Origin of the sequence: Rhizobium tumorigenes, from assembly GCF_003240565.2 — a bacterium.
GTDB lineage: Bacteria > Pseudomonadota > Alphaproteobacteria > Rhizobiales > Rhizobiaceae > Rhizobium > Rhizobium tumorigenes.
The window spans coordinates 2,298,712-2,323,188 of record NZ_CP117255.1; the positions used below are offsets into that span (position 1 = coordinate 2,298,712).

The 24,477-nt window shown below is 61.6% G+C and carries 21 protein-coding genes; 14 read left to right on the forward strand and 7 right to left on the reverse strand.

Features of this window, described 5'->3' with window-relative positions; all coding sequences use genetic code 11:
- Nucleotides 1–191 precede the first annotated feature (191 nt).
- The gene (locus PR017_RS11310) at nt 192–1,472 is read left to right on the forward strand and encodes a cysteine desulfurase-like protein (protein WP_111222472.1); all 1,281 of its coding nucleotides are present in this window, start codon (nt 192–194) and stop codon (nt 1,470–1,472) included.
- A 9-nt stretch (nt 1,473–1,481) separates the two neighbouring features.
- On the opposite strand, the gene PR017_RS11315 is transcribed toward PR017_RS11310, so the two are convergent.
- Complete coding sequence (locus tag PR017_RS11315; RefSeq protein ID WP_111222471.1) at nt 1,482–2,573, reverse strand: LLM class flavin-dependent oxidoreductase; 1,092 nt, start codon at nt 2,571–2,573, stop codon at nt 1,482–1,484.
- Nucleotides 2,574–2,707: 134 nt separating this feature from the next.
- On the opposite strand from PR017_RS11315, the gene PR017_RS11320 reads away from it, so the two are divergent.
- From PR017_RS11320 to PR017_RS11335, 4 genes are all read left to right on the forward strand, one after another.
- On the forward strand, nt 2,708–3,472 hold the full coding sequence (locus PR017_RS11320; RefSeq protein WP_111222470.1) for an HpcH/HpaI aldolase family protein: 765 nt from the start codon (nt 2,708–2,710) through the stop codon (nt 3,470–3,472).
- Between the two features lie 149 nt (nt 3,473–3,621).
- Nucleotides 3,622–4,878 carry a pyridoxal phosphate-dependent aminotransferase gene (locus PR017_RS11325; protein WP_111222469.1) on the forward strand — a complete coding sequence of 419 codons (1,257 nt, stop codon included), beginning with the start codon at nt 3,622–3,624 and terminating at the stop codon, nt 4,876–4,878.
- A gap of 80 nt (nt 4,879–4,958) precedes the next feature.
- Nucleotides 4,959–5,756: an ABC transporter substrate-binding protein gene (locus PR017_RS11330; RefSeq protein ID WP_111222468.1), complete on the forward strand. Its 798-nt coding sequence runs from the start codon at nt 4,959–4,961 to the stop codon at nt 5,754–5,756.
- An 89-nt stretch (nt 5,757–5,845) separates the two neighbouring features.
- A complete protein-coding gene (locus PR017_RS11335) occupies nt 5,846–6,520 on the forward strand; it encodes an amino acid ABC transporter permease (RefSeq protein WP_111222467.1) in 675 nt (224 codons plus the stop codon).
- Nucleotides 6,521–6,628: 108 nt separating this feature from the next.
- Here the strand turns inward: PR017_RS11335 and PR017_RS11340 are convergent, their stop codons facing one another.
- The 3 genes from PR017_RS11340 to PR017_RS11350 form a co-directional block, all read right to left on the reverse strand.
- Nucleotides 6,629–7,912 carry an MFS transporter gene (locus tag PR017_RS11340; RefSeq protein WP_111222466.1) on the reverse strand — a complete coding sequence of 428 codons (1,284 nt, stop codon included), beginning with the start codon at nt 7,910–7,912 and terminating at the stop codon, nt 6,629–6,631.
- A 289-nt stretch (nt 7,913–8,201) separates the two neighbouring features.
- Nucleotides 8,202–8,717, reverse strand: a complete 516-nt coding sequence (locus PR017_RS11345) for a MarR family winged helix-turn-helix transcriptional regulator (protein WP_111222465.1) — start codon at nt 8,715–8,717, stop codon at nt 8,202–8,204.
- A gap of 110 nt (nt 8,718–8,827) precedes the next feature.
- On the reverse strand, nt 8,828–10,396 hold the full coding sequence (locus tag PR017_RS11350; protein ID WP_111222464.1) for a phytoene desaturase family protein: 1,569 nt from the start codon (nt 10,394–10,396) through the stop codon (nt 8,828–8,830).
- A gap of 338 nt (nt 10,397–10,734) precedes the next feature.
- Between PR017_RS11350 and PR017_RS11355 the strand changes: the two genes are divergently transcribed.
- The 3 genes from PR017_RS11355 to PR017_RS11365 all read left to right on the forward strand — a co-directional run bounded on the left by PR017_RS11355 (nt 10,735) and on the right by PR017_RS11365 (nt 13,716).
- Nucleotides 10,735–11,520 carry a cyclase family protein gene (locus PR017_RS11355; RefSeq protein ID WP_111222463.1) on the forward strand — a complete coding sequence of 262 codons (786 nt, stop codon included), beginning with the start codon at nt 10,735–10,737 and terminating at the stop codon, nt 11,518–11,520.
- Nucleotides 11,521–11,594: 74 nt separating this feature from the next.
- Nucleotides 11,595–13,184: a phytoene desaturase family protein gene (locus tag PR017_RS11360; protein WP_111222462.1), complete on the forward strand. Its 1,590-nt coding sequence runs from the start codon at nt 11,595–11,597 to the stop codon at nt 13,182–13,184.
- A gap of 25 nt (nt 13,185–13,209) precedes the next feature.
- Nucleotides 13,210–13,716, forward strand: coding sequence for a MarR family winged helix-turn-helix transcriptional regulator (locus PR017_RS11365; RefSeq protein ID WP_111222461.1), 507 nt, complete (start codon nt 13,210–13,212; stop codon nt 13,714–13,716).
- A gap of 161 nt (nt 13,717–13,877) precedes the next feature.
- Here PR017_RS11365 and PR017_RS11370 read toward each other — a convergent pair whose 3' ends face one another.
- From PR017_RS11370 to PR017_RS11380, 3 genes are all read right to left on the reverse strand, one after another.
- Nucleotides 13,878–14,060 (reverse strand): hypothetical protein, encoded by a 183-nt coding sequence (locus PR017_RS11370; protein WP_111222460.1) that lies wholly within the window; start codon nt 14,058–14,060, stop codon nt 13,878–13,880.
- 244 nt (nt 14,061–14,304) lie between these two features.
- A complete protein-coding gene (locus PR017_RS11375; protein ID WP_111222459.1) occupies nt 14,305–15,864 on the reverse strand; it encodes an indolepyruvate oxidoreductase subunit beta family protein in 1,560 nt (519 codons plus the stop codon).
- 10 nt (nt 15,865–15,874) lie between these two features.
- Nucleotides 15,875–18,028: a ferredoxin family protein gene (locus tag PR017_RS11380; RefSeq protein ID WP_111222458.1), complete on the reverse strand. Its 2,154-nt coding sequence runs from the start codon at nt 18,026–18,028 to the stop codon at nt 15,875–15,877.
- 371 nt (nt 18,029–18,399) lie between these two features.
- Here PR017_RS11380 and PR017_RS11385 point away from each other — a divergent pair, with 371 nt between their 5' ends.
- The 6 genes from PR017_RS11385 to PR017_RS11410 all read left to right on the forward strand — a co-directional run bounded on the left by PR017_RS11385 (nt 18,400) and on the right by PR017_RS11410 (nt 24,364).
- Nucleotides 18,400–19,935, forward strand: coding sequence for an ABC transporter substrate-binding protein (locus PR017_RS11385; RefSeq protein WP_111222457.1), 1,536 nt, complete (start codon nt 18,400–18,402; stop codon nt 19,933–19,935).
- Nucleotides 19,936–20,032: 97 nt separating this feature from the next.
- Complete coding sequence (locus tag PR017_RS11390; protein ID WP_111222456.1) at nt 20,033–21,040, forward strand: ABC transporter permease; 1,008 nt, start codon at nt 20,033–20,035, stop codon at nt 21,038–21,040.
- Nucleotides 21,033–21,926, forward strand: a complete 894-nt coding sequence (locus tag PR017_RS11395) for an ABC transporter permease (RefSeq protein WP_111222455.1) — start codon at nt 21,033–21,035, stop codon at nt 21,924–21,926. The genes PR017_RS11390 and PR017_RS11395 overlap by 8 nt, the downstream gene beginning before the upstream one ends.
- On the forward strand, nt 21,923–22,804 hold the full coding sequence (locus tag PR017_RS11400) for an ABC transporter ATP-binding protein (RefSeq protein WP_111222454.1): 882 nt from the start codon (nt 21,923–21,925) through the stop codon (nt 22,802–22,804). The genes PR017_RS11395 and PR017_RS11400 overlap by 4 nt, the downstream gene beginning before the upstream one ends.
- On the forward strand, nt 22,797–23,639 hold the full coding sequence (locus PR017_RS11405; protein WP_111222453.1) for an ATP-binding cassette domain-containing protein: 843 nt from the start codon (nt 22,797–22,799) through the stop codon (nt 23,637–23,639). Before PR017_RS11400 ends, PR017_RS11405 begins: the two co-directional genes overlap by 8 nt.
- A gap of 122 nt (nt 23,640–23,761) precedes the next feature.
- Nucleotides 23,762–24,364 carry a VOC family protein gene (locus PR017_RS11410; protein ID WP_161959386.1) on the forward strand — a complete coding sequence of 201 codons (603 nt, stop codon included), beginning with the start codon at nt 23,762–23,764 and terminating at the stop codon, nt 24,362–24,364.
- Nucleotides 24,365–24,477 lie beyond the last annotated feature (113 nt).

Consider the following 24,477-nt stretch of genomic DNA (forward strand, 5'->3'; position numbering starts at 1 on the left):
GCTCCATCCACCACTCCAAGATATGTCGAAACAGCCAATTTTGCAAGCACTGTATCAAGCTCACCGAGCCGATCCCAAGACCACCCTCGAATTTAGTTGAACTATAAAATATCTCGTGATCATATGCTTGCGAGACGGCAGGGGACCCCGCCTCAAGCCGACCAAACGAAACGCGCGCCCGCGAGACTCCCATGAACGCTGCAGCTTCCGACACTACGTTTACCGGCGAAAACGGCTTTCCGGTCGAGGAATTGCGCGGCATGTTTCCGGCACTGCAGAAGGCCGGCGATTTTGTCTTTCTCGACAACGCCGGCGGCGCACAGGTGCCGCAGGCTGTTGTCGATGCGGTCGCAAACCACCTCATCGACTTCAACGTCCAGCGCATGGCCAAATACCAGCACAGCCAAGGGGTCGACCGTAATCTCGATGAGGCACGCGAAACCGTTGGCCTGCTCGTCAACGCCTACCGACCGGAAGAAATCTCCTTCGGCCTGAACGCCACATCTTTCATCCGGCTCGTCAGCCTCGGCATTGCCAGGATGCTGGAAACACGCAACGAGATCATCGTCACCGACATGGACCATGACGCCAACATCGCCACTTGGATGGCGCTGGAGGCCGATGGCGCCAGGATCATCTGGTGGCACATGCGCGAAGACGGTACGCTGCATACGGATGATCTGAAGCCGCTGCTGTCGGAGCGCACCCGCCTCGTCGCCTGCACCGTCACGGCCCATTCGATCGGCACCATCGTCGATGTCAAGACGGTCGGGCAGCTGGCCCATGCTGCCGGCGCCGAAGTCTTTCTCGACAGCGTCCACTACGGCCCGCACGGCCTGATCGACGTGCAGGACTGGAATTGCGACTATCTCGTCTGCTCCGGCTACAAGAATTTCTCGCCACACATGGGTTTTCTCTGGGGCCGCTACGATGCGCTGGTCAAGCTGCCGACATTCAAGGAAGACTTCATTCCGGATGTCCCGCCCTACAAGATCGAGGTCGGCACCTTCGCCTACGAGAACGTGGCCGGCATGAACGCTGCCGTCAAATATCTGGAAACCCTCGGCCGCCGTTTCCTGCCCGCCGGAGAACACTCCCGACGCGCTGCCATAGCCGCCGCCATGGGCGCCATCCGCGCCTACGAAATGACCCTGTCACGCGAATTGCTGGCAATCCTCAAGCGTCACGGCGCGGTGATCTACGGCATCTCCGACGAGACCGACATTGCCGGTCGCGTGCCGACAATATGCTTCAACATCCCCGGCATCACGCCCCAGCAGATTGCCGGTCAGATGGGCGAAGCCGGCATCGGCCTGCGCGACGGACACATGTTCGCCCCGCGCCTGATGAAACGTCTAGGCCTGACCATGGAACAAGGCGCGCTCAGGATTTCCATGGTGCACTACAACACCCTGGCCGAAGCCGCCCGCTTCGACCTGGTCCTCGGCAACATCATCGCCCGCCATCGGTGAAATGCATTCTCACCTCCGATACCCCGCCTGCCGCAGGATCGGCAGCACGCGGTCGCAGAAATATGGCAGTTCCTGCGTGTAGTTGACGAAGGACAGGGCTATGCCGGCATAGCCTTTTTCGCTGATCTCGATCATTTCAGCGGCGATGCTCTCCGGCGTCCCGATCAGCGGATAGCTTCCGGCACCGCCTGCAAAGCGCTGGCGATAGCGATCATAGGCTCCGGCATCATGCGATTGTGAGAACTCCTTCTTGCCTGCCATATGGGCCTCGACCGCCTCGTGATCGGCCATGTTGACGGCGTAGCGCGTGTAATAGTCCTCCGCTTGCCGCCGGCTCTCGCGGCAGACGACATGGCAGACGGTGTAGACGCCGACATCACGGCCTTTGGCCTCCGCCCGCTCGCGGATATCGGCAACCGGCTTTCCGGCATCCGCCATCTCCGTGAACGTGGTGAACAGGTAATCACAATGGGCTGCGGCGAAATCCCGACCCGGACCGCCGAAGGCCGCATTCATGGTGACCGGCCTCGGCATCTGCAGGCTCGCCGGCCGGCTGACGGCATCCTTCAGGCTGTAATAGACCCCGTTGAAATCGAAGGGCTGATCGGGGCCGTAGGCGCGCTCGACAATATCGAGCCACTCGGCTGCCTGATAATAGCCCTTCTCGACCAGGGGCGTGCCGAACATGCCGAATTCCTTTGGGTTCCAGCCGCAGACGATGTTGAGGCCTGCCCTGCCGCCGCTGACATGGTCGACCGTCGCCAGCGATTTTGCGGCGTAGAGCGGATGAACGAGTGGCACGTGAACGGTCATGAACAGGCCAATCTGCTTGGTCGAGGCGGCCAGCGCCGCTGCCCAGGTGAAAGTCTCGAACGACCATTCGCGCACCCGGTTGCGGCCACCGAAACCGCGCCAGCGGGCAATCGGCAGCAGGAATTCCAGCCCGGCGCAGTCGGCGATCTTTGCCGCAGCAAGATTATCCTCCCAGCTTGCCGTCCACCGCTCCGGCACATCGGTGATCGCCAGCCCACCATCGGCATTGGTCGAAAACACGCCGAGCTTCAGCCTGTTCGGCCCCTTGAGCGGATGCTGCATGATCATGGTTTCTCCCTCACCTTTCCAGTCAGGCTACGTCCGGGATAAAATATTTCAAGCCTAAAATAGATTTCCCTTTCGCGAGCTTTGCGTTTAGGTTTATCGATGAACGAACCAATGCCGCCATCCGGGGATCCACCATGACCAGTTTTCGCCAGCGCTGCCTCGACCGCGCTCCGCTGATTGGCACGTTCTCGGCCATCCCCCACCCTGTCGCCGTGGAAGTCGTGGCAATGGCAGGCGTCGATTTTCTCTGCGTCGACTGGGAGCACGCGCAGATCAGCCGCGAGCGCATCGAGGATCTCATTCGCGCCGCCGACGTGCATCGCGTGCCTGCAATTGTCCGTGTGCCCGGCCATGCGCCGGAATCCATCGCCGCCGTTCTCGATGCCGGAGCAGCCGGCGTGCTGGTGCCGCGCATCTCCAATGCCGCCGAGGCCAGGGCCGCAGTGATGGCAACGCGCTACCCGCCGGTCGGCGAGCGAGGCGTTGGCCCAGGTCGTGCCGCAGCCTACGGCTATCGCATCCCGGACTACCTCGCGACAGCCAATGAATCCCTCGTTCTCGCCATCCAGGTAGAGACGGCGGATGGCCTTGCCAATATCGGAGAGATCGCGGCAGTCGAGGGCGTTGATATCATTTTCATCGGCCCCGGCGACCTATCGGTGTCGATCGATGCGCTTGGACCAGATGGCAAGGACAGGCTCGACAAGGCCATTCGTACCATCACGGAAACGGCGCTTGCAGCCGGCCGGACTGTTGGCATTTTCCGCCCCTCGACATCAGATATCGCGACCTGGTCGGCGGCCGGCATCAGTTTCTTTATGCTGGCCAGCGACACGATGTTTCTCGGAGCCGCCATGGCGGAAAACGCTGCAAAAGCGCGCAATTCTTGCGTTCACTAGAAATATATATTTAGGGTAAGGCTATCAAAGACTTGGCGCCTGTTTCTAAGCTCCGGAAATGTGCTTTTTCCCAAGACTTTTTAAGCTTCAAATTTTTTTCTTGAAATGCCCTTCGTTTTGGATAACCATTCGAAATCAAGGGGTGATCCATGCGTCTTCCGAAACTATCGGCGACGTTCCGACATCTGAATTTCAAGGAAAAGACCGTGCCTCTACGAGCATTACCCGCAGCCGACAACGACCGTTACGCTTTCGACGGCATCCGCGCCCAGATCCGCGACCTGCACACCGAGAATATTGCCGAGCTCGCCATGCGCGCCCGCGAACTCGGAGATGTGATCCCGCTCTGGTACGGCGAAGGCGACATGGTAACGCCGGCTTTCATCCGTGATGCCGCCAAGCAGGCGCTCGATGACGGCGCCACCTTCTACATCCCCAATATGCGCGGCTCCGGTCCGCTCAACGAAGCCCTTTCGGCCTATCAGTCGCGGCTGCACGACCGCGACATTCCGATCCAGCGTACGACGATCACGCCAGGCGGCATGCAAGCGCTTTATCTCGCCCTCCAGTTGCTGGTCGATGTCGGCAGCAACGTCGTCTACGTCGCGCCGCAGTGGCCGAACATTCACAATGCCATCCACCTGATCGGCGGCGAGCCGAGGCCGGTACCGCTCGACTTCGACACCGACTGGCACCTCGATCTCGACAAACTGTTTGCCCGCTGCGACTCCCGCACCCGCGCCATTTGCCTGTCGACACCATCCAATCCGACCGGCTGGACGGCTTCGCGCGACGAGATGCAGGCGCTGCTCGAATTCAGCCGCCGGACCGGCATCTGGATCATCTCGGACGAGGTTTACGCGCGGCTCTATTTCGAAGGGATCGTTGCACCCTCGATCCTCCAGGTTGCCGATGACGGCGACCGGGTGATTTCGGTCAACAGCTTTTCGAAAGCCTGGGCGATGACCGGCTGGCGCATTGGCTGGCTCACCCACCCCTCGGGCGTCGCCGACCAATTGGCTGCGATGACACAGTATATCAACAGCGGAACGGCCGGCATGATCCAGGCCGGAGCGCTCGCTGCCGTCAGGGATGGCGAACCGCTGGTCGAGGACGTCAGGCGGAAGATCAAGGCCGGCCTCGACCTTGCCTATGAGAAACTTCCGCAGATCCCGGGCATCGTCCTGCCGGTGAAACCGCGCGGCGGCATGTACGCCTTCTTCGCGCTCGAAGGCGAACGCGATGCCCGCGCTGCCTGCACCCGCATCCTGGAGACCTCGCGCGTCGGCCTGGCACCGGGCTATCTTTTCGGAGACAGCTCCCGCGCCTTCCTGCGCATGTGCATCTTCCGCGACATCGAACAGATCCGCACTGCGCTCGACCGCATGGTTGGCGCCATGACATGACGGCCAGCCCTTGAGGGCGCGCCGATGATACCCGCGTGGGCCAACGATGCCCACGGGTCCATAACCAGAGGGAAACAGACATGAGCCTTACGCGTCGTAATCTATTGGTGCTCGCCGCCGCCATCGGCCTTGCCGGCGGGTCGTCCATTGCCCATGCGGCAGAGACCCTGAATGTCGGTTCCTACCCGAGCAATCCACCGTTTGAATACAAGACCGACTCGGGCGCCTTCGAGGGCTTCGAGGTCGACATCGTCAAGGAAGCCGCCAAGCGCGTCGGAATGACCCCCGAAATCGCCGACTATGGCTTCCAGGCGCTGTTCGCCGGAACCTCATCCAAGCGCATCGACGTTGCGATCTCGTCGATCACCATCACGCCGGAGCGGCTGAAATCGCAGTCCTTCACTCAGCCCTACTACGATTCCGACATGGGCATCGCCGCCAAGGCCGACAGCGCCATAAAGGGCATTGCCGATCTCAAGGGCAAGACAATCGGCGTGCTGTCAGGCTCGACCGGCGCTAAATGGGTCGACGAGCATAAGGCCGCAGATGGCTTCGCAGACGTCAAGGGCTACAATGCCCAGCAGGAAATGTTCCTCGATCTCGGCGCCGGCCGGGTCGACGCCGTGGTCAGCGACGTGCCCGGCATGGAATACCTGTTTGTCAAGATGAAGGGCTTTGCCGTCAAGGAGCGCATCAAGACCGGTGAACAATATGGCCTGATGATGACGAAGGACTCTCCGTTGCTCGGCAAGCTCAACGATGCCCTGACGGCGATGAAAAAAGACGGCAGCCTGCAGGCGATCCACAAGAAGTGGTTCGGCAGCGATGCACCGGCTGGCTCCTCCACCGTCGTCGAAATGCCGATCCCCAAGGCTTGATCGAACCATAACCTGCCATGAGCCATGCCGGTCGCCCAGATGCCGGCATGGATGTGACGGACTGAACGCTTGCAAGACCGGTGGATACCATGTCGCTCGTCGAGACCTTCTTCAACTACGACGTCCTGATGTCGTCCATACCGGCTCTGCTGCGGGGATTGTGGAACACCGTCCTGCTCGGCATGATGAGCATCGTCATCGGCGTTCCCTTCGGCCTCGTTATCAGCCTGGTCAGGCTCTATGCGCCGAAACCATTCCGGCTGCTCGCGGTCGGCTACATCGACATCCTGCGCGCAACGCCGGTCCTCGTCGTCCTCATCCTGATCTATTATGCCCTGCCGTTCCTCGGCATCAGGCTGACGTCCTGGGCATCAGCCGTCATCGCCTTTTCCATCGTCATGGCCGCCTACTCCGCCGAGGTCTTCCGCTCCGGCATCGAGAGTGTCGCGAGGGGCCAGTTCGAGGCCGCCTCGGCCCTCGGCCTGCCCTTCATCGTCACGCTCTACAAAGTGGTCCTGCCGCAGGCGATCCGCATCGTCATCCCGCCGATGACCAGCAATTGCGTGTCGATGTTCAAGGATACCTCGCTCGCCTCGACCGTCGCCCTGCCGGAACTGCTGAAGGAAGCGCAGGACGCCCAGGCCCTCTACGCCAACCCCTCGCCCCTGATCGGCGCAGCCCTCGTCTACATCATCCTGCTATGGCCAATGGTGCGACTGGTGAGCATGCTGGAAAAGCGCTTCAAGACCGAAAAGGCGCATTGAAGGCTGAGGTTGCCTGGACGGCAGACGTGGCCTCTTGGACAGCACCGGCATCAATCATTCCGGAGTGCCTCCGCAAGAAGGCACTCCAGAGCGGAAAACATTCAGCTCCTACGCCGAACCGACTTCTGCCTTGCGGCCAAGTGCGCGTTCAACGACGATCACCAGCAGGCCTGCGGCTGCAAGGCATGCGGCAAGGAAGAACATCGGCACAATCTTGCTTCCGGTGGCATCGCTGATCCACGGCACCACGTTCTGCGCGATGAAGCCGCCGAGATTGCCGACCGAGTTGATGGCAGCGAGGCCTGCTGCGGCGCCGGCACCCCGGAGGAAGCGCGATGGCAGGCTCCAGAACACCGGCTGCCCGGCAAAGATGCCGGCGGCGGCAATGCAGAGGAAGATGAACTGCAGCAGCGGCGAAGTGACAAGGGCGGATAGCGTAAGGGCAATGGCGCCGACGAAAGCAGGTCCGGCAATGTAGGGTGTCTTTGCTTCCGTCTTGTCGGCAGCGGCAGGCACGACCCAGAGGGCAATCGCCACGACCACCCAAGGGATGATGTTGATGAAGCCGTTGACGGTGTTGGTAACGCCGAAGCCCTTGACGATGGTCGGCAGCCAATAGCTCAGCCCGTAGGCTGCCAGCGGGAAGCCGATGTAGCAGATAGCCATCAGCATCACCCGCGGGTTGATAAGGGCCTTGAAACCGTCATCTGCGGTGCCGTCCATGCCCTGGTTTTCCTGCGCCAGCCGCTCTTTCAGCCAAAGCTTTTCAGCGTCATTGAGGAATTTTGCCTCTTCCGGCCTGTCGTCGAGATAGAAGAACGTTACCAGACCGACCAGAACCGCTGGGATACCCGTGGCGAGGAACACCCACTCCCAACCGGCAAGGCCGAGGAAGCCGTGCAGATCCAGCAACATGCCGCCAAGCGGCGCGCCGACAGCATTGGCGATGGCGCTGAAGATCATGAACAGACCGACCATGCGCCCTCTATAGTTCCGGGGAAACCAGAGGGTCAGGAGAAACAGCACGCCCGGGAAGAAACCGGCTTCGGCGACGCCGAGCAGGAAGCGCAGGATGTAGAACATCGTCATATTCTGTGTGAAGGCCAGCGCGATCGTCACCAGACCCCAGCTGACCATGATGCGCGTGAACCAGACACGGGCTCCGAACCGCGTCAGGAACAGGTTTGCCGGGATTTCGAAAATGAAATAGCCGACAAAGAACAGGGATGCACCGAGGCCATAGGCGTATTCGCTCATTCCGAGCGCATCGACCATCTGGAGCTTCGCATAGCTGACATTTTGCCGGTCGATATAGGCGATGAGATAGAGGAGACCCAGAAACGGCATGAGCCGCCAAGTGATCTTCCTGATAAGTGCCTGTTCCGAAACCATGCCGCGTCTCCTCCTCACAAAATAACAATCAGCCTGCCGTCACCTAGTGCCGGCGCAAAGGCTGGCAACCCTGTAAGGGAAACTTATAGTTGTGTCGCGGATTTGGTGGAGCGCCGTTTGATGCATTAGCAGATAGAACTGGTAGTGGCAGCCCAAGTCGAATTCGGGGCAATGTGTTTCATATGTATATAGTCGTGAAATAAAATAACTAAAGCGATTGAGCAAATGTAGACCTGCTCACTTTATGGCCTGCCAGTAAAGATAATCCGTGATGCTCTGCCTCCACCCCTCAGTCAAACTCCCCACCCGAAAGGTGGTTGCTGACGGAGGCCTTGACGGTGCCGATGTCGGTCCAGAGTTCTGCGATGATGGACGGGTCTACGTCTCCCAGCATGTCGCGCAGCCACCCTTCGTGGGCGGCGGCCATGGCGGTGAACAGCTTTTCGCCCTTGGCCGTCAACTTGGCGACGGTCACGCGCCGGTCGCCGTGGGGCGTTTCGCGCAAAACCATGCCGTCGATTTCCAGCCGCTCGACAAGCCCCGTGACGTTGCCGTTGGTGACCATCGTCCGTTTTGAGAGTTCACCGAGCCTCAGCCCGTCGCTTTCACGATAAAGCTGCGCCATCAGGTCGAACTGCGGCAGCGTCGCGCCGAATTCAGCCCGCAGTCGGCGGCGCACTTCCTGCGAGATCAGCTTCGTGGTCGACAGCATGCGCAACCAGAGGCGCAGTTCCTGCTTCTTGCCATCCTGGGCGCCGTGGGCAATCGCCTCCAGGTCGACAGTTTCGCTTTCTGCTTCGGCCATGATCCCCGCTCGAATTCCTGGACCGCAATCCGTGTTCCCATGGCATACGAAGCAATATTTGAAATGTCAAAGGTTTCGGGGCGGCCTGCCTTGCACGCCAGTGGATAGCTTCACTTGGCCAGCATCCGGGCAAGCAGGAAGCCGGAGCCAGCTCCCGTTCCCGCCCCCGGCCAGGTGGACGCGCCGCACATGTAAAGGCCGGCGACCGGCGTCCTGTAGCGCGAATATCCGGCGACGGGACGGAACAGGAAATTCTGGTCCAGGTGATGGCTGCCGGAAAGGCTGTCGCCGCCGATGAGGTTGGGGTTTTCGCGCTCGAGATCCAAAGGCGAGACGACCGTCCGGGCGAGGATCTTGGCTCGCAGGCCCGGCGCATGGGCCTCGATGATATCGATCACCCTGTCGGCATAATCCTCCTTGGCCGCATCCCAGCTGAGCGCGCCGATCTTGCCGGCGGCGTCGCCGAGGATCTCGGCCGGAAGAACCCGCACCTGCACCCAGAGCACATGCTTTCCCATAGGCGCCCGCGATGGATCGATGGCGGTCGGCTGACCGACGACCAGAGCCGGCTCTACCGGCAACAGACCGGCCGCCGCTTCCGCATAGACTTTCGACATCATCTCTAGATCGGGCGCGATATGCACATAGGCAAAGCTCTTCAGTGCCTCTCCCGCCGTCCAGTCCGGCAGGCTGTCTAGCGCCAGATGGATCATCATCGTGCCGGGTCCGGCACGAAACCGGCTGACCTTGCGATCGAAGTCCCGGCGTTTCGGATCGGCATCGAGTAGCTTCCCGAACAGGTTCTTCGGATTGACGTTGGCGATAACGGCGCGGCTCGCCTCCAGCCGACGACCATCGGCCAGCAGCACGCCGGTCGCCTTGCTGCCGGACACCAGCACCTTGTCCACCGCCGTCCCGAGCAGGATCTCGCCCCCGCGTGCAGTCAGCATGCCCGTCATCGCCTTGATGATCGTATCCGCACCGCCTTGGCCGATGACCATGCCAAAGGCCTGATTGGCCATCGATTCCAGATAGGGAAACAGCGCACCGCCTGCGACATCCGGCGCAAAATCGAGGTGTAGCCCCCAGGCGGCCATCATCGTCTTCAGCTTGGCGTGACGAAACCGGGCATCGAGGAAATCGCGCGGAGAGGAAAGCAGCATGCGCACCGTGTCGTAGAGCCAGCCGCTGCCCTTTTGCCGCCATGCCTTCCAGAGGACATTCGCTGCAGCGAGCGAGGGCATGGGTGCGCCGAGCAGCCCGAAAATGTGCGGCGCATCGGTGGTGAATTCGGCAAGCATCGCCCGCCAGGCCGCCGCGTCCTCCGGCGAAAGTGCCTTAATCGCAGCCGCCGTCTTTTCGAGATCGGTGCTGACGCCGAGATACGTGCCGTCGCGGAAGACGCTGGCGAAACAATCGGCGGCCGGCACGAAACCGAGACCGTTTGCGACGAGCTCCTGCCTGTATTGGGCAAGGAAAGCCGAACCCGCAAACATCGATAGGTTCATGGCACAGAGATCGTGCCGAAAACCCGGCAGCGTCACCTCCGCAGTCTTGACTGCGCCGCCGGCGGTCGTGCTGCCCTCGACGACTGCAACCTTCCAGCCTTTGGCGGCCAGATGTACCGCTGCTGCAAGCCCGTTATGCCCCGCCCCCACCACCACCGCGTCGTATGCCATGCTCCACCTTCCGTTCCCTTGTTATTTTATACATCACATGCATACATTCTGCGCCGCCGGCATCAAGGGCAGCGACCTCGAAATCCCGTCATGGACTGCAATACGATGCGAAATTTGGCTGGAATAACCTCACTAGATAGCCTGTTTTATAGGCCATATGTCCGCATTTGCCCAATTGTCGGGCGGCCTGAAGCTTGACGCCCGGGCCGCCCCGCAAATGCTTGCAATATCATATGGTGTGACATAGGCTTGCCCCATTCAGCCGCAGGCCTGGGCGCAAGAAGGGCAGATCAATGCCCCATCCAGCACGGCGGTTTTCGTTCAAGGGGAACATACGAATGACGTCGAACACGCTTGCCAGCCTGGCCACCGCCCTCGTTTCGGGCTCCATCAAGGTCGTCGATCTCACTGCATCGCTCGGGCCCGACACCCCCGTGCTCTACCTGCCGCCGCAGTTCGGCAAGAACACGCCGAAGGTCAAGGTCCACACCATCTCGCAGTATAACGAGGATGGACCGTTCTGGGCCTGGAACTGGCTGGAACTCGGCGAGCATACCGGCACCCATTTCGATGCGCCGAGCCACTGGATCACCGGCAAGGACAACCCCCAGAACACCACCGACACCATCCCACCGCAAAACTTCGTCGCCCCCGTCAATGTCATCGATCGCTCGAAGGAGGCAGCCGCCAATCCGGACTATCTGCTGACCGTCGACAGCATCAAGGAATGGGAGGCGGAGCATGGCGACATCGAAGCCGGATCCTGGGTATTGCTGCGCACCGACTGGTACAAGCGCAACGGTTCGACCGAGACATTCCTGAATGCCGACGAGAACGGCCCGCATTCGCCGGGTCCGACTGCCGAGGCGATTGAATATCTGCTCACCAAGGACATCATCGGCTGGGGCCAGGAAACTATCGGCACAGATGCCGGCTCGGCCGGTGGCATGAACCCGCCCTTCCCGGCCCACAACCTGATGCACAAGAACAACCGTTACGGCCTCGCCAGCCTCTGCCAGCTTGATCTTCTGCCGCCAAAGGGCGCCATTCTCATCGCCGCCCCACTGAAAATCGTCTCCGGCACCGGCTCCCCCGTGCGCGCCCTGGCCCTGATCGCCCAATAGGCGCACCATGGCCTCTTAAATATCCCTTCTCCCCCGCGGGGAGAAGGCATACCATGCAGCGACCGGAGTAGACGATGAGCAGCCATGACTACATAATCGTTGGCAGCGGCATCAATGCGCTGGTTGCGGCGGCCATGCTGGGCAAGAAGGGTCGCAAGGTTCTGATCCTCGAGCGCAACGAGCGCATCGGCGGATGCCTGCGCAGCGAGGAGATCACCGAGCCCGGCTTCGTCCACGACGTCATGGCGACAACGATGGTGCTGTTCCTGACCTCGCCGGCCTACGGGGCGCTCGGCAAGGATCTGGAGGCGCGCGGCCTTGCTTTCTCGCATGCCGAACTGCCAACCGGCGTGCTGCGTCCTGACGGATCGAACGTCATCTTTTCCAGGGATCGCCAGCGCAATATAGCCACCTTCGAAGACCTGTCGGCAGGCGACGGCAAGACTTTCTCCGACGAAATGGACAGGCTCGGAGCCGATGCGCCGTTCCTTTTCTCCCTGCTCGGCGGCGCTCTCTGGTCGGGCAACATCCTGAAGACTGTGTCCCGGCAGGCCTGGGGGCGAGGCATTCGCAACCTTGCTGCCTGGTTCGGCAGCGCGCTGACGCCCGCACGAGGCTACCTGCAGACGGCCTACGGCTCGGACCTCGCCCGCGCACTCTGGGCGCCCTGGGTGCTGCATTGCGGCCTCAGCCCGGAAGATGCCTATTCCGCCGAAATGCTGAAGGTCATCGGATTTGCCATCGAGCTTGCAGGCTGCCCCGTCGCAACTGGGGGCGCCGGCACCCTGGTGACGGCGTTCGAACGGCTGATCGCGGACCAGGGTGGTACCATCCGGACAGGTGCCGATGTTGCAAGCATCCTGCCCGGCCCCGGCAACGTCGCCGGCGGCGTTCGCCTTGCGAGTGGAGAAACCATTACCGCCACCGGCGGCGTCATCTGCTCGACCACCCCGAACCAGCTTTATGAGCGCCTGATGGCCGACTGGCCCGAGCCGCTGCCGGAGCGGATCAGCAAGGATGTGGCCCAGTATCGCTATGGCAAGGGCAACATGCAGATCCACTACGCGCTGTCCGCACCGCCCCGCTGGAGGCATAACCCGGAGCTCGGCCAGGTCGCGTTGCTGCACTTGACTCCTGGCCTCGACGGTGTCTCGCGCGCCTGCAACGAATGCGAACGCGGTCTGCTGCCGGCCGAACCCACCGTTTGCGTTGGCCAGCCGGTATCCTTCGACCCCAGCCGGGCGCCTGAGGGAAAGTCCATCCTCTGGCTGCAATTGCCCGAAGCGCCGCGCGTGCTGAAAGGCGATGCCGCGGCCAAGATCGAGACGCCGGCGGACGGCCGCTGGACGGAGACGGTGCGCGAACAGTATGCGGATCGCATCGAGGCGTTGCTGGAGAGCCACATCGAAAACTTCGCGGAAATCAAGCTTGCCCGCCGCGCCTATTCTCCGGCCGATCTCGAGACGATGAACATGAACCTCGTCGGCGGTGACCCCTATGGGGGCCATTGTGGCCTCGACCAGTTTTTTCTCTGGCGGCCCTTCAAGTCTTCGGTTAATCACCGCACCCACATCAAGGGCCTGTACCACATCGGTGCGTCGTCCCACCCGGGCCCTGGCCTCGGCGGCGGTTCGGGTTTCCTGCTCGCATCCTCGCTGAAATAACAGGAAGACGAGGAGGCATGTGTTCATGGAAGAACGGTTTTCAGGTGTCGTGCTTAGGCGCAAGGACGATGGCTACGATGCCCGCCCGACCATGGGCGAGATCGGCCTGAACCATTTCGCGCCCTATCTGATGAACCGGCTGATGTCCCGCTGGAACGCCAACATGGCCGACGAGCTAAAAGAACTGGACATCTCGACCACCAAGATGCGGGCGCTGGCGGTGCTCAGCGTCTCGACGTCAGTCACCATCAACGAGCTGTCGATCTTCGCCGTGACAGAGCAATCGACAATGAGCCGGACGCTGGATTCGCTGGAAACCCAGGGCTACATCCGTCGGCAACCGCGCGCCGAAGACATGCGCATCCGCGACGTCTCGATCACCGAGGAAGGCCGCGCCGCCTTCGAAAAAGTCTGGCCGACGATGTACGACCTGCTGCTGCAGATGTTCGACGGCGTCGAGGAAGCCGAATACCGCGCCTTCATCGGAACACTCCACAAGGTGCTGCATAATATCCGCAAGCACGAGATTTGAGGACATTGGAGTGGCTGCGGCGCTGCGCGTCGTGACAAGATCCAATAGATGGCAGTGCGCTTGTCTTCATTCATGACAGGCAAATCGGTAGAACGCCCTGCTTCAGTTACAGGGCGCTCGCGTATTAACCGCCGCACCTGTCCGGTTCGGACGTCGGTACGCTATTGGGTCTGTGTGGTCACCGCAGGCTGCGGACGGGTGGATGCGTCGGGGGCATTGGCCTTTCCGACGAAATACATTCCGCCGACAAAGATCACGCAGGCAACCACCGTGATCGCTGCCAGCTTGGCAATCGATCCCACGCTGGTCCGTTCGGTACCAAAACCCATCTCTTCTGAAGTCATCGTTTAAAAACTCCTCCGTTGATGCGAGCGCTTCTCCTCTTCGCCCGCATGTCAAAAGGGTAACACAGCTTTTCCCCGGTTACAGCCCCTAAGATGTAACCAGGCATATCTACACGTATTGCGGTGCAACATTTAGCGCCAGCGAGCTGTCGCAGTGCGGCACGAGATGACGATCATGCAGATCGTAAGCAGGGATAGGGCGCCTAACTTTCCGCAAAAATGACAAAGCAGCCCAGGACAGCGCCTACAGCGTCGCCACCGTCTTTAGCGCGCCATCGAGCGCGATACCGCTTTCGTCGAGCAGGGCTGCCTGTCTCAGGCGCTTCATCCAGGCGGCACCGTCCTCCCGATCTCGCAACAGCGGCAGCGCCGACATGACCCGGTCGAATTTCGACAGGCCACGGGCGTGTGTGTCGGAGTAGCCCTTGACGAGGCGCCGGTTGTTGAGCACCTCGACGGCCAGATCGTAGTTTGCAGCGAGCAGGCCGGTGGCGGTTGCAAGCCACGCGTCACGATGTGCCATCTCGCGGGAATGGCGCAATGTTCCCCGGCGTGTCCCGCGCAAAGCCGAGACGGCATAGAGGCTGAGGAACCAGAACATAGTTCCCGTTTGCACCCTTCGCCCCTTGTTGACGAAGCGATCGAGCCGGGCAAACAACTTCGGCCGGTTTTCGATCCATAGGCCCAGCCGCTTCGGAAGAGTGCCGCAGATCTCCTCCATGCGCGGATGCATGTACTCTGTCATGTAGACGATCTGGTCGGCTTTGGCCCCGACCTCTTTGCGAACCCGGTCGAAGCGGGATGCACGCACCTTCAGGTCGGCGACACGGATGACATCGTCATAGGCCATAGAGATCGCGACGTATTTCGCTGCCTGAACGGTGAACGCGAAGCTTTTTCCCGCGCCGCCATATCTGCGGTCGAGTTCAAGCAGACTTGCCACGCGGCTCAGATATTCGTCGCCATAGGCGGGGTCCTGAAAATCCGTCAGCTTCCTGGCGCCGGCAAAGAGCAGTGGATGCGCCTCTTCCGGAAATTCGGCGCGGATGCGGTGGACGATCCTGTCGAGAGAGGGATGTCCTGCCGTCTCGGGCAGCGCGTCGAAATGCTTGTGCGGCGTCGCCGAGACCACATCGTTGGTCCTCGCCGTTGCCCGCTCGAAGGCGGCGTTGAAAGCCTTGAGGCTTGGCTTGATGCCTTTTCCGCCGCCGCGAATGGTCGCCTCGAATGCCTCCTTGGCAAAGGGCAGCACACCGGCGGCGGCCAGCGCACCGAACATGGACGAGGAAATGACGCTGCCGTTTTTGGCCGCCAGCGTATCCATGTCGAAGGCGATAATCCGCTTGGCGGCAAAATCAGTGGCCTCGACGACGACCTCGGGATTACCGATACCGTCGCCCGGCTTCTCCTTTTCACCGACAGCCAGTGCACGATGGGTCGAGGCAATCAGCGTCGTACGATCCGGCGTCACCAGGCCGCGCAGCACCGAGCGTCCGGCTTCCATCAGTTCGGCAGCAAGCACGATATCGACATCGCCCGGCGTCGGCATCAGCGCGAAGATCGGATGACGGCCCTCGCGGGCGGGCAACAGTTCGAGATAGTAGATAGTGGCGCCGGTACGCTGGGCAACGCCGGGGACAGACGTCGTCTGTGCCATCCAGCCTTGGCTTTCCGCCAGCCCGACGATCCAGTCGGCAAGCACCCCGCCGCCCTGGCCGCCCATGGCGAGAATGGCAATCGAGATCGGCTTGTCCGTCGACAGGCGAATGGCGCCGACGGCCGTTGTAGCAACATGCTCGTTCATGGCGATCCCCTCAATCTGCAAAGACGATACGGCTTGCCTTGCGGCGCGCCTGCAGCCAGCCGATGACGGCACTGCGCATCCTGGCGAGAAAACGGTCCCAGCCGGTGGGATTGTGGATGATATCGGCACGATAGAACGACGGACAGAGGATAGCGGCCTCCGCCACCTCGCCGCAATTGCCGCAACCGACGCAACTGTTGTCGATGGCAGCGACCGGATCGTCCTTCAGCGGATCGTCGGTGTGCTTGACCGACAGCGACGGGCAGCCGGAAAGACGGATGCAGGCGTGGTCGCCGGTGCAGATGTCTTCGTCGACGCCGAAGCGCTCCTTGACCATCCGCTTGCCGTCCTTCACCGCCTTGTTGAACAAAGGCTTAACCCGGCGCTGCTTGTTGAGCATGCATTCCGACGAAGCGACGATGATCTTAGGACCCGGCTCCTTCGTCGTCAGAGCCTCGCGCAAAGTGTCGCGCATCTTGGCGACATCGTAGGTCCGATCGATCTGGCGGACCCATGTGGCGCCGATGCCCTTGACGGCATTGACGATGGAATTGTTGGTCTTGCGCCGCGGGTTTTCGGCGCGCGAGGACAGGATGTCCTGGCCGCCGGTCGCAGCCGAATAGAAATTGTCGACGACGAGAATGACGCCGTCCTGCTTGTTGAACACGGCATTGCCGACCGAGGTCGCCAGCCCGTTGTGCCAGAAACCGCCGTCGCCCATCACAGAGATCGAGCGCTTGTCGGCCTCGACATTGAAGGCCGACGCCGAGGCGGGTCCGAGACCATAGCCCATCGTCGTGCCACCGATGTTGAACGGCGGCAGGATCGAGAACAAATGACATCCAATATCCGCCGCGACATGGTGCTCGCCGAGTTCCTGCTCCACCAGCTTCATCGCCGCAAAGATCGGTCGCTCCGGACAGCCGATGCAGAAACCGGCAGGCCTCGGCGGTACGACCTCGGCCAGCGCTCTGACCTTCGGATCGTTGAGAACGGGCGACGGATCCGGCAGCGGCGGCTGGTTGCCGAGCAGCACGCGGGCATGGGTCTCGAGGAAGGTCTTGATGCCCTTCATCAGCACCTGCGTCGTATATTCGCCGCCCATCGGCAGCGTATCCTTGCCGGCGATCCGGGTCTGGATGTCGCGGCGGCGCAGGATCGTGTTTAGCGACTGCTCGATATATTCCGGCGCGCCCTCCTCGACCATCAGAACGGCCTTTTTGCTGGCGCAGAATTCGGCCAGCTGGTCGTCGATCAGCGGATAGGCGACGTTGAGCACGTATAGAGGCACGGAACAATTTCCGTAGACATCGGCGAGGCCAAGCTGCTGCAGCGAACGCATCACGCCATTATACATGCCGCCCAACAGGATGATGCCGACATCGCCTTCGCTGGGACCGAAATATTCGTTGAGCTTGCGGCGCTTGATGAACTCTACGGCAGCCGGCCAGCGTTGCTCCAGCTTCTGCTTTTCATGGACGAAGGTGGCCGGCGGCAGGACGATGCGGTTGACGTCGCGGACCGGATTTTCCAGCGCCTGGCGCAGCGTGAACTCCGGCCGCTTGTTGTTCTTTGCTTCGAACTGGCCGTGCACATGGCAGCTGCGGATACCGACCTGCAGCATCACGGGTGTATTGGACGCCTCGGAAAGCTCGAAGCCGGTTTCGACAGCATCGACGATCGACGGCAGGTTGGGGCGCGGATTAAGCAACCACATCTGCGACTTCATCGCATAGGCATGGCTGCGCTCCTGCATGATCGACGATCCCTCGCCGTAATCCTCGCCAATGATGATCAGCGCGCCGCCGGTCACGCCGCCGGACGACAGGTTGGAGAGTGCGTCCGAGGCAACATTGGTGCCGGCCGTCGACTTCCAGGTGACGGCGCCGCGCACCGGGTACATCACCGACGCCGACAGCATCGCCGCCGCCGCCGCCTCCGAGGCCGATGTCTCGAAATGGATGCCGAGATCCTCCATGACATCCTTGGCGTCGGCCAGCACGTCCATCAGATGCGAGATCGGCGAGCCCTGGTAGCCGCCGACATAGGAGACGCCGGACTGCAGCAGGGCCTTGGTAATCGCGAGAATTCCCTCGCCGCGGAAGGTGTCGCCCTCCCCCAGCTTCAGGTCCTCGACTTCGCGGGCAAAAGACCGTTCAGCCATTTCAGTTCCCCTTCGCCCTTGTCAGGCGTTTTCTTCAATCATTTGCAAAAGCATATTTTGCGCTTCGACCGACTGTCAATCAGCAAATGGCCTGAAGCCATCAACATACGTTACCGGACGCTCGTTTGATCGAAGTAGAAGCAACCTGAGCCGAATAAATATGCAAAAGCATACATTATGCTCAACTTGATTTTGCGCAGTCTCCGGCCGATTCCGGGAGATGGAGACCGACACCGCAATTTTTCTACAACGCCAGAGAATCCGCTTGCGCTTCCCGATGGTTATTTTAAGATTAAAACATTCCGATAATAAATCGCCAGCGGCAGGCCGGCCACAGGTCATCTACCGCTGAACAGGGGAACGGAGTGACCATGGACCATCTGACACGGCGCCAGGCGTTGAGCCTAGGCGCGGCTACTTTCATCACGGGCATTCTCGCTGGCCGGACGGTCGTCGAGGCGGCCGATGTGAATACGCTGACGATCGCATTCAACGTCAACCTGCCGGCCTTCGACCCGACGACAGGCCCCTCGGCCGTCAACCCGACGATCCAGGCGATCTACCGCTCGGTCTTCGACCAGTTCATCGGCCAGGGCCCGGACCTGAAGTTCCAGCCCGGCCTTCTAACGAAATGGGGTTGGAACGACGACAAGACCAAAGTCTGGATGGACGTCCGCGAGGGCGTTACCTGGCACGATGGCTCGAAGTTCACCCCTGAGGATGTCGTCTGGTCGCTGAACCGCGCGGGCGATCAGAAGGGCGGCAATCCGATCTCCTTCATCTGGTCCACCGCCACCAACTACAAGATCGAGGGCAACCGGATTACCGGGGACGTCGTTCGCTACGAGCCGACGTATTTCATGTGGATGGCCTTCCTGACAGGCTATGTCCTGCCCAAGGACTACTTCACGAAAGTCGGCCCGGAGGGGTTCGAAAAGAAGCCTATCGGTACCGGCCCGTATATGGTCGATGCCTACGAGGGCAATTCCTTCCTGCGCCTCAAGGCCAATCCGAACTATTTCGGCGGCAAGCCAGCCTTCGAGACGGTCATCTACAAATTCGTCCCGGACACGACGAGCCGCGTCGCCGAGATCGAATCCGGCTCCTCCGACGTGACACTGGAAGTGCCCTACGAGGATTTCGACCGTCTCAGGAAGAAGAAGGGCCTTGACGGCGTCGCCACGCCTGTCTCCGACATTGGCATGATCTTCATCTCGAACGTCGGCCCGATGCTCGACAAGAACGTCCGCCTCGCCGCCAACATGGCAATCGACAAGGAAGCCATCATCAAGCGTCTGTTGCGCGGCTACGGCAAACCGCTCTCGACGCTCGAGGCCCCTGAATACTCGGCTTACGATGCTGGGATCAAGACGCCTTACGATCCGGAAGGTGCCAAGAAGCTTCTGGCGGCCAGTGGCTTCTCGCCGGAAAAGCCGGTGAAGTTCGCCATCAAGACCACCCGTGGCTTCAAGCCGAAGGACTACGAGATGATCCAGGCGATCGTCGGCATGTGGCGCAAGGTAGGCATCGAGGCTGAAATCGAAGTCTACGAGATCGCCAAGCACTACGAGCTTCGCGCCGCCCACCAGCTCGGCCCTGCCGCCTTCTACAACTGGGGCAACGCCATCGGTGACCCCACGACCTCGACCGGCTTTGCCATGTACAGCAAGTCCCCGCATTCGGGCTGGAAGACGGACGATGTCGACAACCTCATCAACCCACTCTGGGGCGAGAAGGACGAAGCCAAGCGCATCGCGGGCTGGAAGGCGGTCGACAAGTATATTGCCGAAGAGGGATACGTCATCCCGCTGCTGCAATATGCCCAGCCGATCCTCTACAAATCGAGCGTCAAGGTCACCCCGAACGTCTCGGGCGCCCTACAGGCAGCGCAGGTAGCGAAGGCGTAACTCCAGGCCTGCCGCCATGCGGCGGGCTTATCTCCCCCTTGTGGGGGAGATCGCTGGAGCCGCATTGCCGCGTCAAGCGGTTGGAAATCTGTAACCCATGATAGCCGTCACCATCCTTAACCGCCTCGTCATGGCCATCGTCACACTGTTCGGCGTGGCGCTGGTCGTCTTCGTGCTTTTGCGCGTTGTCCCCGGCGATCCGATTGCAATGATGATCTCGCCAGGCGCGACACCGGCCGACATTGCCGCGATGCGCGCCCATTACGGGCTCGACGCCAGCTTGCCAGTGCAGTTTGGCCTGTGGCTGAAGGCTGTCGTGATCGGTGATTTCGGCACCTCGATCTCGCTGAAGCGCAGCGTCCTCGGCCTGCTCGGAGATCGGCTGCCGGCGACCCTCGAGCTGGCCTTTGCCGCCCTGGTGCTGGCAGTCCTGCTCGGTGGTCTCGTGGCGATTGTTGGTACACTGGTACGCCGTACAATCCTCGAGCCGATCATCGACAGCCTCAATGGGCTTTTCCTCGCCGTACCCGATTTCGTCTGGGCGCTGGCCCTTGTGCTGGTCCTCGGCGTTGCCTTTCCGCTGTTTCCGCTGTCGGGCCGCATCGATCCCAGTATCGACGCGCAGTTCCACACGCCCTTCTACCTGATCGAGAGCCTTGTGACCCTGCGCTTTCAGATCTTTGCCGACGTTGCCGCCCATATGGTGATGCCGGTGCTGGCTCTCGGCCTGCCACTTGCCGCCATCGTCGCCCGGGTCCTGAAAGCAACGCTTTCGGAGGCGATGCTGCAGGACTACATCCTGCTTGCAAGGCTGAAGGGCATGTCCAACCTGCGCCTGGTGCTGCAGGAGGCGCTGCGCAATGCCGTCGGACCGACCATCGCGCTGACCGGCGTGCAGTTCACCTTCCTCATCGGCGGCACAGTCATCGTCGAACGTATCTTTGCCTATCCGGGCATCGGCAATATGGCGATCGACGCCGTCATTAATCGCGACCTGCCGCTGATCCAGGGGCTGGTGCTGGTCTTCGGCCTGCTGTTCATCGTCATCAACCTGCTGGTCGATGCGCTCGTCGCGGCCTTCAATCCGAGGCTGGCTCATGGCTGAGATCATTGCATCCACCGCGCCGAGAACGCAGTCACGCTCCGTAAGACGCCTGCTGGCCCTGCTGCGCGAGCCGAAGGTCCTCATGGGCGGCGGCTTCATCCTTTTGCTGGTCATCCTTGCCCTATTCGCACCCTTCATTGCCCCGAAAGACCCGCTCGAGCAGGACCTGATGTCCGGCACCTTGCCCCCCGCCTGGATGGATGGCGGCGACCAGAACTTCCTTCTCGGCACCGACGATCTCGGCCGCGACGTGCTCTCGCGCATGATATTCGGCACCCGTATCGCCCTGACAGTTGCCTTCGTGGCCGCCGGGCTTTCCGCACTGATCGGCACCTTGCTCGGCCTGTTTGCCGGCTGGTACGGCGGGTGGCCGGACCGCATCATCTCGCGGCTGGTCGATATCTGGATGGCATTCCCGCCGGTGCTGTTGTCGATCCTGCTGGTCGCCGTGTTCGGCTCCGGCGTCCATTCGGTGATCGCCGCCATCGTCATCATCGACTGGACCCGCTTCTGCCGCGTCGTTCGCTCGGAAACCCAGGCGCAGGCGCAGATGGACTACGTCATCGCCGCCCGCACCATCGGCTTCTCCAGGCTGCGCATCCTGTTCTCGGAAATTTTGCCGAATGTGGCGCCCGTCCTCATCGCGCTTGTCAGCCTCGAAATGGGCATTGCGGTCATCGTCGAAGCCATCTTGTCCTTTGTCGGCCTTTCGGTCTCCTCGGACACGCCAACCTGGGGCGGCATGATCGCCGAGGGCCGGCAGATTATCCATGACGGTTGGTGGGTATTGGTGGCGCCGCTGCTGGCGCTATTTGCGACGGTCCTGGCCTTCAATCAGCTCGGCGATGGCCTGCGCCGCGCCCTCGACCCGGTGATGCGCCGATGAACCAGCCGCTTCTCGCGATAACCGGCCTCAGCGCCGTCTCCGACCGCGACGGCGGCGCGCCGATCCTGCGCGACGTCTCGCTGACGCTGGAGCGCGGCGAGGTCCGCGGCCTCGTTGGCGAAAGCGGCGCCGGGAAATCGACCATCGCCAAGGCGCTGCTCGGCATCCTGCCGCGCACCGTTAGCGTCGTCGGCGGCTTTATCAATTTCGAGGGCCGCGACTTGCTGCGGCTGCCGCAGAAGGAACTGCGCTCGATCATGGGCAGCGAGATCTCGCTGATTCCACAGGATCCGCAGACGGCCCTCAATCCGGGACGCCGCATCGAGGCACAACTGACCGACGGCCTGCGCCTGAAACGCGGCCTGTCGTCGAAGGAGGCCGCTCAACGGGCGCTGAAACTGTTGGAAGAAGTTCATATCCGCGATCCCGAAAGGGTACTGCGCTGCTACCCGCACGAACTTTCCGGCGGCATGCGCCAGCGCGTTCTGATTGCCGCCGCCTTCGCGCTGGAGCCAAAGCTGGTCGTCGCCGACGAGCCCACGACGGCGCTCGACGTGACGGTGCAGAAGCAGATCCTGCGGCTGATCCGCGGGCTGCAGGAAGCGCATGGCACCGCCGTCATCTTCGTCACCCACGATCTCGGCGTCGTTGCGCAGATCTGCGACAGCGTTACCCTGCTCTACGCCGGCAAGGTCATCGAGGAAGGTCGTACCGCCGAGGTGCTGGCGACCCCGCGTCACATCTATACGCAGGCCCTGATCGCAGCCGGGCCACGCTACGACCGTCCAAACGCCGGCCTGACACCGGTACCGCCCGAAATCTTCGACGAACTCCGCCGCGAGATTGGCCTTCACGACGGGAGCCGCAGCCATGTCTGAGCCCCTCCTGACGGCCACTGGCCTCGAGGTCACCTATGGCGGGCGTCGCACGCTGGCCGGCCACCATGTTGATGGCGTCAAAGTGCTGCACGGCGTCGATATCACCATCCATCGTGGCGAGACCATCGGCATCGTCGGCGAAAGCGGCTCCGGCAAGACGACGCTCGGCCGTGCCCTGCTGCGGCTGGTGGACACCTCGGCCGGCGAGATCCGCTTCGACGGCACGGATATCACCCACCTGCCGGACGGACGGATGCGGCCGTTGCGGCGCCGAATGCAGATGATATTCCAGGATCCGATGGCCTCGCTCAATCCGCGCCACACGATCCGTCGCATCCTCGTCGAGCCGCTGCTGCTGCACGGCGTTGCCAGAGATCGGCGTGAAGCCGAGCGCAAAGTCGCTTCGATCCTCGATCGGGTGACGCTGCCGCAGGCCTGCCTCGACCGCAATCCGCACGAACTCTCCGGTGGCCAGCGCCAGCGCATCGGCATTGCCCGGGCGGCGCTGCTAAAGCCGGCTTTCGTGCTTGCCGACGAGATCGTCTCCGGCCTCGACGTCTCGACGCAGGCTCAGGTGCTAAACCTGCTGAAAGAGCTTTCGACGGATCTTGGCCTGTCGATGGCTTTCATCAGCCACGATCTCTCCGTCATCCGCGCCATCTGCGACCGCGTCTATGTGATGCGGCAGGGCCGCGTCGTCGAGGAAGGTCCCTGTGAGCGCGTCTTCTCCGCGCCCGCCTCCAATTATACCCGCATGCTGCTCGATGCCATTCCCCTGCCCGAGGTCGATCCGGAATGGCTGTGGCGCGTCAGCGAAAACGAGGACGCGGCCTGACCTGAGGCCGAGCATTATGTGCTTGCCATGGCCATGAGATACGCACCGGGGCCGCGGGCCTTCGGGGCGGGGGAAGACTGTTGCCTTCCGGAAAACGCCCGCCAAAACAGGGGAACGTAGAAATGAAGAAGCATATCACGGCCTTCGCATTTGCCATGACCACTGCCCTCTCCAGCGCTGGTATCGCGTCTGCCGACGGCATACCCGGCATGCGCGGTCACGACCACACGGGCATCACCGTGCCCGACATGAAGCAGGCGCTCGACTTCTTCGTCGGCGTCGTCGGCTGCGAAAAAGCCATGTCCTTCGGCCCGATCTCCGACGACAAGGGCACGCTGATGACAGACCTCGTCGGCGTCGATGCCAAGGCCAAGATCGACCAGGTGACGCTGGTGCGCTGCGGCTACGGCTCCAACATCGAGATATTCCAGTACGAGGCCCCGGACCAACGCGACCTGAAGGCGCGCAACAGCGATATCGGCGCCTTCCACATCGCCCTCTATGTCGATGACGTCGGAGCCGCCAAAAAATATCTCGACGGCAAGGGCATCGCCACCCGCATGGGGCCTGTACCGATGAACGACGGCCCGATTGCCGGGCAGACGATCATGTATTTCCAGGCCCCCTGGGGCCTGCAACTCGAAGCCATCAGCTATCCCAAGGGCATGGCCTACGAGAAGGAGTCCAAGGTGATCCTGTGGTCGCCCAAGGACCCCGCAAAATAGAGCTGCGACACTATGGCCGCCTGCTTTCGCTGGAAATCGGGCGGCCACCGGTCACTTCCCGCAATTGCGACTTGACGATAACCGGGGACGTTTATATTTTAAACTTAAAATAA

Bases quoted from the DNA above. Each gene is read 5' to 3' on its own strand.
- PR017_RS11310 (WP_111222472.1), top strand. From the start codon at position 192: ATGAACGCTGCAGCTTCCGACACTACGTTTACCGGCGAAAACGGCTTT.
- PR017_RS11315 (WP_111222471.1), bottom strand. From the start codon at position 2,573: ATGATCATGCAGCATCCGCTCAAGGGGCCGAACAGGCTGAAGCTCGGC.
- PR017_RS11320 (WP_111222470.1), top strand. From the start codon at position 2,708: ATGACCAGTTTTCGCCAGCGCTGCCTCGACCGCGCTCCGCTGATTGGC.
- PR017_RS11325 (WP_111222469.1), top strand. From the start codon at position 3,622: ATGCGTCTTCCGAAACTATCGGCGACGTTCCGACATCTGAATTTCAAG.
- PR017_RS11330 (WP_111222468.1), top strand. From the start codon at position 4,959: ATGAGCCTTACGCGTCGTAATCTATTGGTGCTCGCCGCCGCCATCGGC.
- PR017_RS11335 (WP_111222467.1), top strand. From the start codon at position 5,846: ATGTCGCTCGTCGAGACCTTCTTCAACTACGACGTCCTGATGTCGTCC.
- PR017_RS11340 (WP_111222466.1), bottom strand. From the start codon at position 7,912: ATGGTTTCGGAACAGGCACTTATCAGGAAGATCACTTGGCGGCTCATG.
- PR017_RS11345 (WP_111222465.1), bottom strand. From the start codon at position 8,717: ATGGCCGAAGCAGAAAGCGAAACTGTCGACCTGGAGGCGATTGCCCAC.
- PR017_RS11350 (WP_111222464.1), bottom strand. From the start codon at position 10,396: ATGGCATACGACGCGGTGGTGGTGGGGGCGGGGCATAACGGGCTTGCA.
- PR017_RS11355 (WP_111222463.1), top strand. From the start codon at position 10,735: ATGACGTCGAACACGCTTGCCAGCCTGGCCACCGCCCTCGTTTCGGGC.
- PR017_RS11360 (WP_111222462.1), top strand. From the start codon at position 11,595: ATGAGCAGCCATGACTACATAATCGTTGGCAGCGGCATCAATGCGCTG.
- PR017_RS11365 (WP_111222461.1), top strand. From the start codon at position 13,210: ATGGAAGAACGGTTTTCAGGTGTCGTGCTTAGGCGCAAGGACGATGGC.
- PR017_RS11370 (WP_111222460.1), bottom strand. From the start codon at position 14,060: ATGACTTCAGAAGAGATGGGTTTTGGTACCGAACGGACCAGCGTGGGA.
- PR017_RS11375 (WP_111222459.1), bottom strand. From the start codon at position 15,864: ATGAACGAGCATGTTGCTACAACGGCCGTCGGCGCCATTCGCCTGTCG.
- PR017_RS11380 (WP_111222458.1), bottom strand. From the start codon at position 18,028: ATGGCTGAACGGTCTTTTGCCCGCGAAGTCGAGGACCTGAAGCTGGGG.
- PR017_RS11385 (WP_111222457.1), top strand. From the start codon at position 18,400: ATGGACCATCTGACACGGCGCCAGGCGTTGAGCCTAGGCGCGGCTACT.
- PR017_RS11390 (WP_111222456.1), top strand. From the start codon at position 20,033: ATGATAGCCGTCACCATCCTTAACCGCCTCGTCATGGCCATCGTCACA.
- PR017_RS11395 (WP_111222455.1), top strand. From the start codon at position 21,033: ATGGCTGAGATCATTGCATCCACCGCGCCGAGAACGCAGTCACGCTCC.
- PR017_RS11400 (WP_111222454.1), top strand. From the start codon at position 21,923: ATGAACCAGCCGCTTCTCGCGATAACCGGCCTCAGCGCCGTCTCCGAC.
- PR017_RS11405 (WP_111222453.1), top strand. From the start codon at position 22,797: ATGTCTGAGCCCCTCCTGACGGCCACTGGCCTCGAGGTCACCTATGGC.
- PR017_RS11410 (WP_161959386.1), top strand. From the start codon at position 23,762: ATGAAGAAGCATATCACGGCCTTCGCATTTGCCATGACCACTGCCCTC.